We start from the raw sequence: 13,698 nt of genomic DNA on the forward strand, positions 1-13,698 counted from the left end.
TCGTGGAGGATTCATGTATCCCGTACGAACGGTGGCTGTCTTCTGCGGGGCTTCCGAAGGGAGAGCGGACGGGTATAGACGGCTCGCGGAGCGGGTGGGCGAGGTGCTTGCGGAAGAGGGCCTTGAACTCGTATACGGTGGTGGGGACGTGGGGCTCATGGGAGCGGTGGCCCGGGGCTCACTGAGGAAAGGAGGGCGGGTCACCGGGGTGCTCCCCCGGTTCATGGAGGGGTGGGTGGAGCGGATGGAGGGAGTGACGTATGTGGTGGTGGAGGGGATGGCCGAACGAAAGATCTTCATGGAGGAGAAGGCGGACGGGTTCGTGGTACTTCCGGGCGGGATCGGTACCATGGACGAGTTCTTCGAGGTATACACCCTCCTCCAGCTGGAACAGCATGCGAAACCTGTCATGCTCCTCAACTTCCAGGGGTTCTACGACCCTCTCCTCTCACTCATCGAGAGGATGGTGGAAGAAGGTTTTCTCAAACCCTCTTTCAGGGATCTCCTGTGTGTGAGCGAACGCCCAGAGGACATCTATGCCGTGTTCAGCTCGTGGAGTCCCCCCCGTATGCGAGGATCAGTATGAACGATGCTTTCGAGGATCTCTTTTCCCCTGCCTTTCTCGAAGCGGCACGGGACTACCTCTGGTTGCTCGACAGGGGGTATCCCGAAGGAGATGTGGCGAGGCTCGTGGGGAATCGGTTTCGCCTCTCCCGGGATCAACGGATGATCCTTTACCGAGGTGTACTGCCGAGTTCCGTCTCCAAGGCCCACCGGGAGAAGCAGGTGCCTCTCGTGCGGATCCTGGAAAGGGGGAGCCTCCTCGTGGACGGATACAACATACTCCTCACGCTCCTCACGTATCGCCTAGGGAGGCCTGTCTTTCTCTCCACCGATGGTTTCCTCAGGGACATAGGCGGCATCCACGGCCATATCCACCACGTGAAGATTCTCGAGGAGGTGGTGGAAGCCCTTTTCTCTTTCTTCGAGGCGGAACTCCCCGGGGTGGGGATCCACATCCTCCTCGACAGACCGGTCTCCCATAGCGGCGACCTGGCTTCCGCTCTTCAGCGGCGTTTCGATGTCCGAGGACTTGCAGGCGAGGTCTCGGTGTGTGATTCGGCGGATTACGAATTGAAGCGTGCCGGTGTGCTCATCGCGACGAGTGATTCCGCCGTCCTCTCCCGTGTAGGGGAGGCGTTCGATCTTGCCTTTCACGTGCTCTCTTGCAGGTATCACCCGAGGAAACTCCCTGATCTCGGCAGATTGCTTTCTCCGGAAAGGAAAGGGCCTTCCTCTTGACGGGGTGAGCGCTTCTGCCTACTATGTAGGATCAAACAGAAGATGGTAAACGAGAGATCCAAAAAGGGTTACACCATCGTCGTGGAGGACAACGCCCTCCTCGCAGGAATATGTGGGGCCCACGATGAAAACCTCGTGCTTTTCGAGCACATCCTGGATGCGCCCATCCGCACGAGGGGCAACGAGATCACCATCCTTTCCGACGATGCCGGGAAGATCCGCGCCCTCAAAAAAGTGGTGGAGGAACTCCGGTACCACGTGCAAAGAGGGCATCTCCCGGGAAGATATCTCATAGAATCCCTCTTCGATTCGGCCTTCAGAGATGCCGAGGAGGAGACCCAGCTCCTCAAGGACGTCTCCATCTCCATACGAGGAGGACAGACCACCATCTTCCCCCGAACCTACAATCAGGCGGTGTACATCCAGGCGATGCGGGAGCATACCATGGTCTTCGCCATAGGACCTGCGGGTACGGGGAAGACCTTCCTGGCGGTGGCCCATGCCCTCGAGGAGCTCATCTCGCGGAAACGAAAGAAACTGGTGCTCACCCGTCCGGTGGTGGAGGCAGGAGAGCGGCTCGGATTCCTTCCCGGTGACCTCCTCCAGAAGATCAATCCCTATCTCAAACCGCTCTACGATGCCATTGATGCCCTCATCCCCCTCGATATGTACCAGAAGATGGAGGAACAACGGATGATCGAGATCATCCCTCTGGCGTACATGAGGGGGAGGAGTCTCGACAACAGTTACATCATCCTCGACGAGGCCCAGAACACCACCAGGGAACAGATGAAGATGTTCCTCACCCGGCTCGGTCAGAATTCGAAGGCGGTGATAACGGGTGACGTGACCCAGATAGATCTCCCCGACCCCGGAAGGTCCGGGCTCCTCCATGCAGAATCCATCCTGCAGGGGATAGACGAGATACGGTTCTCCTACTTCACGCGGGAGGATGTGGTGCGGAATCCCCTTGTCAAGAAGATCATAGAGGCATATGAAAGAGACCCCTCGTAGCGCATTCCTCTCGTTTCTTTTTCGGGTGGTGGGACGGCTTCGACGTCTCCCGCTGGATGTCCTCGGGGGCGCGGCCGTCGTGCTTTGTCTCTCGCTCATCCAGGTGGGAGGGTTGCGTGTGCTCGACCTCCTCGAGCGTCCTTCATACGACGATTTCGAGGTGGGCAGAGTGGCGGAGCGGGATGTGGTGCTGGACCGTGATGTGATGGTGGTGGACGAGAAGGCCACTGCGATAAGGCTCAGCGCCATGGAGAGACTGGTTCCCCCTGTCTTCGTCCTCGACAGGAAGGTCACGGAGACCATGCAGAGGGAGTTCGCCGCTGTACGGGAGCTCGTCCTGGATCCTGCGTCCAGGGGGCTTTCTTCCGAGGCGGATGTGAAGGGGGCGTACTTCCGTTTCCAAGCCCGACTCCCGGGGATGCTCTCTGAAGAGGAGTTCACGCTCCTGTTCGAAGCGGCCGCACATCCTCGATGGAGGGAGGCCCTCTCCTCCCTCATGCAGCGGGTGGAGGAACAGGGTGTGTTCAGACTCCCGGACTCGGAAGTGCTCGGGTACGCGGATACCGTGGAACTCCGCATCCCTTCAGAAGGCGAGACCTTCCGGGCCCTCTCCCGGAGTATGGGAGACGTTCTCACGAGATCCCGGCTTTCCGAGGTGATCGAGGAGTACCGGACCGGGTATGGGTTTACGGATCGGGAGGTGGAGGCTCTCGATCTGTTCGTCTCGAGGTTCGTCCGGGAAAACGTGGTGTATGACAGGAGGGCATCGGAGGAGAAGCGCGATGCACTATTGAGCAATGTGGAACCCGTAGTACGCGAGTTCAAGAAGGGTGACGTGATCGTGAGGAAGGGATTCGTGCTCACAGAGGACGATGTGGCCACTCTCAACTTGCTCAAGAGATACCGCGTCTTTACGGTCCCCCGTTCGTTTCTCTGGGAATTCGTCTTTTCATCGGCGGTCCTCTTCCTGGGATTCCTCCTCCTCCGCACGGCTCCCGATCTCCAGTCCAGCGCTGCCGCAGGGTTCTGGGGGTTCTTTTCCGTCCTCCTCGTCCTTCTCATCCTCCTTGGGTTCGGACTTCGGATCCTCTTCCCCCCTCCAGAGGGCGTCTCTCCCGGAGTGCTTCTCCTCCTCCCAGTCTGCGCCCTGTTCCTCCCCGTGTTCTGGGGCCGTGAGCGATCGCTTCTTGCCGTGGGATTCCTCTCTGTCTTCTTCCTTCCTTTTTTCGGGTTCGATATGCATGCCTATCTCTTCTCGCTCGCCATGGGTATGGGTGGGGTGCTTCTCGTGCACGGGGTGAGACAACGCATGGATCTCATCCGGTCCTCCCTGATCCTCACCGTGGTGAGCATTCCCGTCACCGGGGTGCTCGGAGGGCTCGCTTCCCTCTCTCTCACGGAGGTGGGGACGTTCATGGGATATGGTGCGGCGAACGTCCTCGTTTCGGGGATGCTCGTCACCATGCTCCTCCCGCTCGTCGAGCACCTCCTCAACGCGCCTACGAGGTTCCGACTCCTGGAGCTCTCGGATCTCAACACACCCCTCCTCAAACGGATGCTCGCCGTAGCCCCGGGTACCTACAGCCACAGCATGATGGTCGCGCAGTTGGCCGAGGCCGCCGCAGAGGTGGTGGGGGCCAACCCCCTTCTCGCGCGGGTGGGCTCCTACTACCACGACATAGGGAAGATCGAACAGCCGGAGTACTTCGTCGAGAATCAACGAGGAACGAATCGACACGACGACCTCAATCCTTCGCTCTCCTCCGCGGTCATCAAGGCCCATGCAAAGCGGGGGGTGGAGATCGCGAAGAAGATGGGGTTTCCACAGGCGGTGATCGATATCATCGCCCAGCACCACGGAGACGATCTCATCAAGTACTTCTATCAGGAGGCCGTAAAGAAGAATGGGGGAGAGGTGAGCAGGGAGAACTACTCGTATTCAGGAGATCGGCCTCTCACCAGAGAAGCGGCCATCGTGATGTTGGCCGATGCAGTGGAGGCTGCGGTACGCGCCCTCTCGGGCAAACCTTCGCATGCGGCCATCGAAAAGCGAGTGCACGCGGTCATCTTCGAGAAGTTGAAGAACGGCCAACTCGACGACGCCCCTCTCACCGTCAAGGACCTCACCCGCATAGAGGAGACGTTCGTGAGAATCCTTGCCGCCAGCGTCCATACGAGGATAGAATATCCCGATACGAAGAAGGATCGCCGGAGTGAGTGAGATCGTGGTGATATGGAAAGATATCCCTACCTCCCCGTGGCAAGAGGTGGTCCCTTCCTTCGTCGCACGGGTGCTCGAGGAAGTGGGGAAGGAGTCCGGAGACATCGCGGTGGTGATGTGTTCCCCGGAGTTCATTCAGGAACTCAACAGGACGTTCAGGGGAAAGGACGAACCCACCGACGTGCTTTCCTTCCCCGATTCCGAGGGGGGATCTCGTATCCAGGGAGATATCGTGATCGCGCCGGAGGTGGTGGTGCATCAAGCCGCTGACTGGGGTGTGCCTGCACATGAGGAGCTTCTGAGGGTGATTCTCCATGGGCTCCTCCACCTCTCGGGCATGGACCATATGAGCACCGATCCCTCAGAGCCGATGCTCGTATACCAGGAGGATATCCTTTCACGTGTCAAGGAGGAGTACCGGTTTGAAATCCGAACGTAGGGGTTTTTCTCTCTTCTCTCTCTTCGGCCCGAAGAAGAGGGAACAGCCGCCGCCCGAGGTGGAGGCTGAAAAACAGGACATGATCAGAGGTATAGAGGAACTCTCCGAGACCACCGTGAAGGAAGTGATGGTCCCCCGTATCGACGTGGTCTTCGTGGACATAGAGAGTCCTCTGGAGGAGCTGCTCGAAAGGGTCGCCGATTCCGGACATTCCCGTCTCCCGGCATACGAGAAGACGATCGACAACGTGGTGGGGATCCTGTATGTGAAGGATATCCTGAAGCTCCTCGTCAAGAACCAACCCATCGAGATAGGGAAGCTCGTAAGGCCCGCCTACTTCATCCCGGAGAGCAAACGCCTCGATGACCTCCTCAGGGAGATGAAGCGAAGGAGGGTTCACATCGCCATCGTGGTCGACGAGTACGGTGGTGTATCGGGTATCGTATGCCTGGAGGACATCATAGAAGAGATCGTGGGCGACATACAGGACGAGTTCGACAATGAAGAAGAGGAGGTGGTTCAACTCGACGAGAGGACCTTCCTCTGTGACGCTCGTATCCTCCTCGAGGAGCTCGGCGATACCTTGGGAATCGAACTGGAGAGCCCTGAGACCGATACCCTCGGGGGGTTCGTGTTCGAGCTTCTCGGTAAGATCCCGGTGCGCTATGAACGCGTGATCTACAACGATATAGAGTTCATCGTGCAGGACCTCGAGGGGCACAAGATCAAGAAAGTGAAGGTGGTGCTCCCGGGAAGGTCGGGAGGAAAGGACGCGCGGGGGGAGGATGGATGAGGTACCGGCTCTTTCTCCTGTTCATGTTGATCGTCTCTCCTCTGGGAGGGGAAGAGACATCCCTCCAGCTTTTCCGACAGGGGGAAGAGGCCCGGATCCAGGAAGACTACCACAGGGCGATCGAACTCTACCAACAGGCGATCCAGAAGAATCCGGCGTTCGTCCAGGCCTACAAGGGACTGGCCGAAGCGTACTTCTCCCTCGGTCAGTACGAGGTGGCCCTGGCAGGAGCGGAGAAGGCGAAGAGCCTCGATCCCCGCTCCACCGATAGCCACCTCCTCTATGCACGGTGCCTTCTTGCACTGGGAAGACTCGAAGAGGCCGAGCGTATCTATCGTGACATCCTTTCCCGGGAACCTCAGAACGTGGAGGCCGGCATGGGGATCGCGGAGCTCTCGCTCGCGAGAGGGCAGGTGGCCTCAGCGCTGAGGGAGTACGAGCGCACCCTCAGGATGTTCCCGGAACACAAGAAGATTCTCACCATACTCGCCTTTCTCTACGAGTATAGAGGGGAACGGGACAAGGCCGCTTCGTATCTCGAAGAGGCCCTTCGTCTCTATCCATCGGATCCGGAGGTGCACCTCCTCGCCGCCTCCTCCCACCTGAGAAAGGAGGAATGGGACGAGGCCGAGAGGGAGGCCCGACGCGCCCTCACCCTCGATGAGAATGCGGTGGAGGCCTCCTATCTCCTCGCCCAGGTCGCCACGGGGAAGGGACGGTTTCAAGAGGCACTCGATCACCTCGACGGTTTCCTCGGCGCTCGACCGGACTCCCGGGAAGGATGGTACCTCAAAGGCGTGGTCCTGGACCGACTCGATCGTCCTGAGGAGAGTCTCAGGGCCTTCCGGGAGGTGTTGGAGCGATATCCCGACGACGAGGTGGCGCGCTACGCCATGGAGAGGATATTGCTCGAGCGGTTTCCCGCCTCGGCCCCTGAGAGACGGACGGCGGCGGACTATCACTTCACGCAGGCAGGGGAGTATGCCGAAAAGTTCTATTTCCAGAGGGCCTATCACTTCCTGAGGAGGGGGTTGCGCCTCTTCCCCTACGACGCTGAGGCGAATCTCGAGTTTGCGGAACTTCAGCGGAGGATGGGATTCCCCCACAAGTACGTGGACAGGCTCGAATTCATGGTCTCTTCCGGTATCGCGGATCAACACGTGGAGGACCGTCTGGAAGTGGCCCGCCGGATGCTCGAGGAGGACGTCCCTTCCCGCTGGGGGGTGAACCCCTTCGACCTCACCCCTCCCTCCATCGGCATACTCGTGGGTCTTTCCTCCAGGTCCACGGATCTGCACCCGTTTTCCCTCCCCTACGTCCTCGCCGGGTTGCGTTTCGCATTGGGAGTCGATGAGCGGCTCACGGTCGAGGTGGAGGACGACCATCCTCTCTCCTGGGAGGAGGCCTTCGGCCGGGCCAGAGGGGATGGGGCGGACTTTTTCCTTCTCCTCGACTGCGTGGAGACCGACAGGGTGGTAGAGTGGAGGGCCAGACTCTATATCGGTTCGAGCGGTCTGCTCAAGAAGGAGTTCAGGATACGGAAGTCCGGGAACGACCGCCTGAAAGAATCCCTCCTCCGGGTGGCCGAGGAGGTCTCTGCAGCCGTTCCTCTCTACGGAACGATCGCGGACCGGAGGTTCTCTTCGGTCCTTCTCAACATAGGACGCGTCCATGGGGTGGAGGAGGGGATGGAGTTCCTGGTGCTCGATCCTGTTACGGTACGGCTCGAAGGGGTAAGAGGAGGGTTCACCTGGGATCCGAAAGGTGTCCTGGGAAGGGTGAAGGTCGAGGCGGTGAGCGATCTGGTGAGTGAGGGGACCCTCACGCTTTCTTCGATATACGACAGGGTGAACCGGGGTGACATGGTGGTGGTTCCCCCTGTGGCAGAGGCCGAAGAGGAGCAGCCGCCCGCCCCGCCCGACCCTCTCCTCTACCGCATCTTCCAGCTCTTCTTTCCGTGAGGGGGAGCATTGACACGGAATGTCGTTTTCCGTATAGTCGAATATGTAAAGAATTATCCATAAACCTTTAGTCGAGGGGGAATACTGATGAAGATCGCTATCAACGGATTCGGAAGGATCGGGCGGAATGTATTCAAGATTGCGCTCGAGAAGGGTGTCGAGGTCGTCGGTATCAACGATCTCACCGATACCAAGACCCTCGCGTATCTCCTCAAATACGATTCCACTCAGGGCAAGTTCCCCGGAACCGTGGACTACGACGATCAGCATCTCATCGTGAACGGGAAGAAGTACCGCGTGACCGCTGAGCGGAATCCCAAGAACATACCGTGGGGCGAGTCCCCGGACGTGGTGATCGAGTCCACGGGCGTATTCCGCTCGAGGTCGGGCGAGAAGGGAGGTTACGGCGACCACCTCCTCAATGAGAAGTATCCTGCCAAGAAGGTGATCCTCACCGTGCCGGCGAAGGACAAGATCGACAGGACCATCGTGATCGGGGTGAACGATGACGACCTCAAGCCCGAGGATCAGTGCATCTCGAACGCTTCCTGTACCACCAACTGCCTCGCTCCCCTCGTGAAGGTGCTTCACGAGAATTTCGGGATCGAGTCCGGTATGATGACCACGGTGCACGCCTATACCAACGATCAGGTGATCCTCGACATGCCCCACAAGGACCTCCGGAGGGGAAGGTCGTGCGCGGTCTCGATCATCCCCACCACCACGGGTGCCGCTGCGGCCATCGGCAAGGTGATTCCCGAGCTTCAGGGCAAGCTCGACGGAGTGGCCCTCCGGGTTCCCGTGCCCACCGGCTCCATCACCGACTTCGTAGCGATTCTGAAGAAGAACGTGAGCGTCGAAGAGGTGAACGATGCCTTCAAGAAGGCCGCCGAGGGCGAGCTCAAGGGCATCCTCCAGTACTGCGAGGATCCGATCGTCTCGGCCGACATCGTCCACAACCCTCATTCTTCCATTTTCGATGCGCAGAGTACCATGGTGCTCGGTGGCAACATCGTGAAGGTCTTCTCCTGGTATGACAACGAGTGGGGTTACTCCAACCGGGTGGTCGACCTCGTGAAGAAGCTCGAACCCTACTGCTGAAACCTATCGGGGGACGTCCCTCCCGGGATGTCCCCCGCGTTCCTTTTTTCTTTTGTTTTCGTGCGCCATGAAGCGCGCATGTCCATTTCCGAGAGAGGAGGGAACACCATGGAATTGAAGACCGTGAAGGATATAGAGGTGAGGGGCAAGAAGGTCCTCGTGCGTGTGGACTTCAATGTGCCTCTCAAGGACGGAGTGATTACCGACGACACCCGCATTCGTGCTGCGCTTCCCACCCTGCAGTACCTGCTCGACCAGGGGGCTGCGCTCATCGTCATGAGTCATCTCGGGAGACCGAAGGGTGAGAGGAAGCCGGAGTACAGCCTTTCCCCCGTGGCCGAGCGTCTCGGAGAACTCCTTGGCCGGGAGGTGAAAATGGCGCCGGATTGCGTGGGGCCGGAGGTGGAGCGGATGGCCGAGGCGCTCACGCCGGGTGAAGTCCTCCTCCTCGAGAACGTGAGATTCCACAAGGAAGAGACCAGCAACGACCCCGATTTTGCGAAAAAGCTCGCCTCTCTCGGTGAGGTGTATGTGAACGACGCCTTCGGGAGTGCGCACCGGGCCCATGCCTCCACCGAAGGGGTCGCTCACCTCCTTCCCGCGGCGGCGGGATTCCTCATGGAGAAGGAGGTCAAGTTTCTCTCCTACGTCCTCGAGAATCCCGAGAAGCCGTTCGTTGCGGTCATCGGCGGGGCGAAGGTCTCTACGAAGATCGGTGTCCTCGAATCCCTCCTCTCCAAGTGCACCGCCATGGTGATCGGCGGAGGCATGGCCTATACCTTCCTCAAGGTGCAGGGCCACTCCATCGGGAACTCGCTCTACGAGGAGGAGTCCGCCGACACCGCACGTTCCTTCCTCGAAAAGGCCGGGGAGCTGGGGGTGGAGGTGATCCTCCCCGAGGATCACCTGGTGGCCTCGGAGTTCTCTGAGCAGGCGAAGGCGGAGTACGTGGATGCGGTGGATATCCCTGAGGGTAAGGTGGGCATGGACATCGGCCCCCGCACCGTGGAGAAGGCGTGTGCGCGCATCCGTGGGGCGAAGACGGTGGTGTGGAACGGTCCCATGGGGGTCTTCGAGTTCCCGGCATTTGCAGAGGGCACCAGAAAGGTGGCCGAGGCGATCGCCGAGTGCAAAGGTACCACTGTGGTGGGCGGTGGTGATTCGGTGGCGGCGGCGAATGCCTTCGGTGTGGCCGACAAGATGACCCACGTCTCCACCGGTGGTGGAGCCTCTCTGGAATTCCTGGAGGGCAAGCCCCTTCCCGGTATCGAAGTGTTGAAGAAGTAAGGAGCAGTACCGTGACTGAGAGACGGCCTTTCATCGCAGGAAACTGGAAGATGCACAAGACGACAGGGGAGGCTCGTGCCCTTGCGGAGGCCCTTGTGGAGAACCTCAAGGACTGCCCCCACAAGGTGATGGTCGCTCCTCCCTTCACTGCCCTCTCCGCGGTGCGGGAGGTGCTGAAGGGATCCCCTATCCTCTTGGGGGCACAGAACATGTGTTCCGTGAGGGAGGGCGCCCACACCGGTGAGATCTCCGTCCTCATGCTCAAGGATCTCGATGTCTCGGTGGTGATACTGGGCCATTCCGAACGACGTCTCATCTATGGAGAGACCGACAGGCTCATCAACGAAAAGGTACGCCTCGCGCTCGAAGAGGGGATGGAGGTCATCCTCTGCGTGGGGGAGACCCTCGAACAGAGGGAGGCCGGCAAGGCAGAACAGGTGGTCGAGGAGCAGGTGAAGCGAGGGCTCGATGGAGTGGCCCCGGAGGATCTCTCCCGTGTGACCATCGCGTATGAACCGGTATGGGCCATCGGGACGGGGCGGACCGCGCGACCTGAAGATGCCGACGCGATGCACAGGCACATCCGCAGGACCGTTGCAAGTCTACACGGTACGGATGCGGCGGAGGCCCTCATCATCCAATATGGGGGCTCCGTGAAGCCGAGCAATATCAAGGCGCTCATGGCGATGGAGAATATCGACGGGGCGCTGGTGGGCGGCGCCTCCCTCTCCGCGGAGAACTTCCTGCCCATCGTAAACTTTCATCTGGAGTGATACCATGGCAATACTGGGTGTCTTTCTGATCGTGGTGTTCGTCATCACCTCTCTCCTCCTCATACTCCTTGTCCTGCTCCAGGATGAGCAGGGTGAGGGGCTCGGCGGTATATTCGGTGGAGGAGGGGCCTCCCAGGTCTTCGGAGTCCAGTCCGACAACATCCTCAGTAAGGGGACCAAGATTCTCGGTGTGATCTTTTTCCTCTGCGTGATCGGGATCGCCTGGGTCTACAGGACTCCGGAGGCCGAGAGCGTCCTCACCACGGCCCGTCAGGAGAAGATGGAGCAGGGGGTAAGGTGGTGGGAGGAGGAACTCCCCGCCGGTGAGGAGGCGACAGTGCCCGCAGAGCAGGAGATGGAGAGCGGGACCGGGGCCTCTTCGTCCGAGTGACGAGGCGGCGCTCTCGTGAGGATGAAGCACAGGGGAGAGGGTGACCTCTCCCCGTTTTTCTTCGGACTGCGTTGTCAATCGAGGAAAATCGAGGTACTATGAGCCTGAGGGAATGAAATGAGAGTAGCAGTCGTCTTCTATGGATCGGGCAGGTCGGACCAGCTCAAGGACCTCGCGAGGGCTCTCGCACGGGGGATCGAACGTCAAGGGGTCCAGGTACAGGTGGATCTCCTGGATGTGGCTGTGGATCGGGAGAAGAAACTCACCCTGTACGATTACCTCGTGGTGGGGATGGTGTCTGAGACGCTGTTCCGGCCCAAGGTTCCCGGGGCGCTCAAGGAGTTTCTCGCGAGGGCCGGACAGATCGCGGGAAAACGGGCGTTTGCCTTCGTTCCGAAGCGCATGTTCGCGGCGAAGGCCCTCCTCAAACTCATGGCTGCGATGGAACACGAGGGACTCTATCTCAAGAATTCCGCGGTGATTTCCTCTCCCGCAGAGGCCGAGTACCTCGGAGAACACCTCCACCTCTCCACCCGTCCTCGTGAGGAGTGAGCGGACACAGATGAGCGGTACGTACTATGAGATCCTGGGCGTACCCCGGGACGCCGGTCTCCCGGAGATCAAGCGTGCCTTTCGGAGAAAGGCAAAGGAGATGCATCCCGATCTGCACGAGAATGCCTCCGAGCAGGATCTCGCGCGTATGAGGGAGCTCCTCCTCGCCTATCAGACCCTCAGCGATCCCCGGAAGAGGGAAGACTATGACCGGTGCATCCTCACCTGCCATCCTCGGGAAAAGAGGTATCGTTTCGATTACCGGGAGTTCCTCAGAGAGAGGGTGGACGATCTCCACAGTCAGGCCAAGCTGATCTTCTTCGATCTCCTCCACGACAGGGAGGAGGAGGCGATATCCCTGTACGAACGGCTTCGGCAAGAAGGGGACTTCCGGCTGGAGGAGTATCTGGATCGCGAGGATGCCATGGATTGTCTCTTCCTGGTGGCCGAGGCCTATGAGAAGAGGGGTGAGCTCGAGGAGGCGGTTGTCCATCTCCTCGCGGTGAGCTCCATGGAGAAGGAGAAGCCGTATTTCAGGCACTTCTTCGAGGAGGTGCTCGCGAAGCTCAGGCACTTTCTCGGATGGGCGGGCGGTTCCGAGATTGAGATGGAACGGCGGATGCGATATATTGTGGAGTTGATCGGTCTCGGGATACTGGGCCCGAGGGATGAGGCCTATTTCTATAAGCGGCTTTCCGAGCTTTCGCTCAGGAGAGGGGACAGGACGCAGGCGAGATTCTATCTTCAGAGAGCACTGGTGCGGAACGGCGGACGTGCGGATGCCTCTCGCCTCTATCAGAAGATTTTACAGGAGGAAAGCGTATGAGACTCTGGAAGATCGTACTGGGTGTGGTGGTGATGGGACTCTTTCCCGCGTTCGGACAGATCATAGATGCGCCCGTCGCACGGGTGAAACTCACCAAACTCGAGGTGATCACGCAGCGTCAATTCAAGGCCGACGTGGAACTCCTCGAGAAACAGCTGGGACGACAGCTTTCCCTGGAGGAGCGGAAACAGCTCCTGGATGCCCGGATCGGTGAGATCCTCATCTATCAGGCCGCGGAAAAGGAATATCTCTCGGTGACCCAGGAGGAACTCTCCCAGGCGATCGCGCAGTACAAGCAAAGTGTGGCTCCCAATGTCTCGGATCAAGAATTCCGAAGACTGATCGAGTCCCAGGGAGGGATGACATGGGAGCAATTCCAGGAGCAGATGAAGAAGCGGCTCATCGCCGAGAAGTACCTCTACCAGAAGAAGGGGCAGGAGATTCAGAACGTACCCGCTCCTTCCGAGGAAGAGATACGAAGGGTGTATAACGAGAACATAAGCAATTTCACGGCCCCGGAGATGGTGCGGTATTCACATATCTTCATCGACACCCGTGGTCTCTCCGATGAGGAGAAGAAGAAGGCGTACAACCGCGTCCTTCAGGTGAAGAAAGAGGTGGATGGAAGCCTCGAGAAGTTTCGGGAAGCGGTGGAGAAATACAGCGACGATCAGGCCTCCCGCTATCAGGGAGGTGATGTGGGATACCTCCTGCGAACGGATAAGCAGCGTGAATCCTTTCTCGGAAAAGAGTTCTTTTCCAAAATCTTTTCCCTCCCCCTCAACAAGGTGAGCGATGTACTCGCCTCCAATGTGGGATACCACATTGTGGTGGTCACCGAGCACCACGAACCGAGGCTTCTCGGTCTCGACGACAGACTCCTCCCGAACAGCAAGCAGACCGTCAGGGATCAGATCACCGCGCTCCTCGTCGGTCAGAAGCGGCAGGAGGCATACCAGAAAGCGCTTCAGAAGCTCATAGAAGAGCTCAGGTCACAGGCCGATGTCTCGATCTATGAGAAGAACCTTTCCTGGTAGG

Annotated in this window: 14 protein-coding genes; all 14 read left to right on the top strand. The window is 59.2% G+C overall.

Annotation, left to right across the window (positions count from 1 at the left end; translation table 11 throughout):
* Positions 1–13 precede the first annotated feature (13 nt).
* The 14 genes from SPITH_RS05075 to SPITH_RS05140 all read left to right on the top strand — a co-directional run bounded on the left by SPITH_RS05075 (position 14) and on the right by SPITH_RS05140 (position 13,697).
* The gene (locus tag SPITH_RS05075; RefSeq protein ID WP_014624629.1) at positions 14–586 is read left to right on the top strand and encodes an LOG family protein; all 573 of its coding nucleotides are present in this window, start codon (positions 14–16) and stop codon (positions 584–586) included.
* Positions 583–1,302 (top strand): DUF434 domain-containing protein, encoded by a 720-nt coding sequence (locus SPITH_RS05080; RefSeq protein ID WP_014624630.1) that lies wholly within the window; start codon positions 583–585, stop codon positions 1,300–1,302. The genes SPITH_RS05075 and SPITH_RS05080 overlap by 4 nt, the downstream gene beginning before the upstream one ends.
* A gap of 42 nt (positions 1,303–1,344) precedes the next feature.
* On the top strand, positions 1,345–2,316 hold the full coding sequence (locus tag SPITH_RS05085; RefSeq protein WP_014624631.1) for a PhoH family protein: 972 nt from the start codon (positions 1,345–1,347) through the stop codon (positions 2,314–2,316).
* Positions 2,317–2,344: 28 nt separating this feature from the next.
* Positions 2,345–4,537, top strand: coding sequence for an HD family phosphohydrolase (locus SPITH_RS05090; protein WP_245523458.1), 2,193 nt, complete (start codon positions 2,345–2,347; stop codon positions 4,535–4,537).
* Complete coding sequence (gene ybeY, locus SPITH_RS05095) at positions 4,530–4,976, top strand: rRNA maturation RNase YbeY (RefSeq protein ID WP_014624633.1); 447 nt, start codon at positions 4,530–4,532, stop codon at positions 4,974–4,976. The genes SPITH_RS05090 and ybeY overlap by 8 nt, the downstream gene beginning before the upstream one ends.
* A gap of 58 nt (positions 4,977–5,034) precedes the next feature.
* Positions 5,035–5,769 carry a hemolysin family protein gene (locus SPITH_RS05100; protein ID WP_245523486.1) on the top strand — a complete coding sequence of 245 codons (735 nt, stop codon included), beginning with the start codon at positions 5,035–5,037 and terminating at the stop codon, positions 5,767–5,769.
* Complete coding sequence (locus tag SPITH_RS05105) at positions 5,766–7,730, top strand: tetratricopeptide repeat protein (RefSeq protein ID WP_014624635.1); 1,965 nt, start codon at positions 5,766–5,768, stop codon at positions 7,728–7,730. Before SPITH_RS05100 ends, SPITH_RS05105 begins: the two co-directional genes overlap by 4 nt.
* A gap of 87 nt (positions 7,731–7,817) precedes the next feature.
* Positions 7,818–8,831: a type I glyceraldehyde-3-phosphate dehydrogenase gene (gap, locus tag SPITH_RS05110; protein WP_013313766.1), complete on the top strand. Its 1,014-nt coding sequence runs from the start codon at positions 7,818–7,820 to the stop codon at positions 8,829–8,831.
* A 108-nt stretch (positions 8,832–8,939) separates the two neighbouring features.
* Positions 8,940–10,118, top strand: coding sequence for a phosphoglycerate kinase (locus SPITH_RS05115; RefSeq protein ID WP_014624636.1), 1,179 nt, complete (start codon positions 8,940–8,942; stop codon positions 10,116–10,118).
* Positions 10,119–10,129: 11 nt separating this feature from the next.
* Complete coding sequence (tpiA, locus tag SPITH_RS05120) at positions 10,130–10,891, top strand: triose-phosphate isomerase (protein ID WP_014624637.1); 762 nt, start codon at positions 10,130–10,132, stop codon at positions 10,889–10,891.
* A 4-nt stretch (positions 10,892–10,895) separates the two neighbouring features.
* Positions 10,896–11,282: a preprotein translocase subunit SecG gene (gene secG / locus SPITH_RS05125; RefSeq protein ID WP_014624638.1), complete on the top strand. Its 387-nt coding sequence runs from the start codon at positions 10,896–10,898 to the stop codon at positions 11,280–11,282.
* Between the two features lie 117 nt (positions 11,283–11,399).
* A complete protein-coding gene (locus SPITH_RS05130) occupies positions 11,400–11,834 on the top strand; it encodes a hypothetical protein (RefSeq protein ID WP_013313770.1) in 435 nt (144 codons plus the stop codon).
* Positions 11,835–11,844: 10 nt separating this feature from the next.
* The gene (locus SPITH_RS05135) at positions 11,845–12,660 is read left to right on the top strand and encodes a J domain-containing protein (RefSeq protein WP_014624639.1); all 816 of its coding nucleotides are present in this window, start codon (positions 11,845–11,847) and stop codon (positions 12,658–12,660) included.
* Positions 12,657–13,697, top strand: coding sequence for a peptidylprolyl isomerase (locus tag SPITH_RS05140; RefSeq protein WP_014624640.1), 1,041 nt, complete (start codon positions 12,657–12,659; stop codon positions 13,695–13,697). Before SPITH_RS05135 ends, SPITH_RS05140 begins: the two co-directional genes overlap by 4 nt.
* Position 13,698: the final 1 nt, after the last annotated feature.

This window comes from Spirochaeta thermophila DSM 6578 (assembly GCF_000184345.1).
Taxonomy (GTDB): domain Bacteria; phylum Spirochaetota; class Spirochaetia; order Winmispirales; family Winmispiraceae; genus Winmispira; species Winmispira thermophila.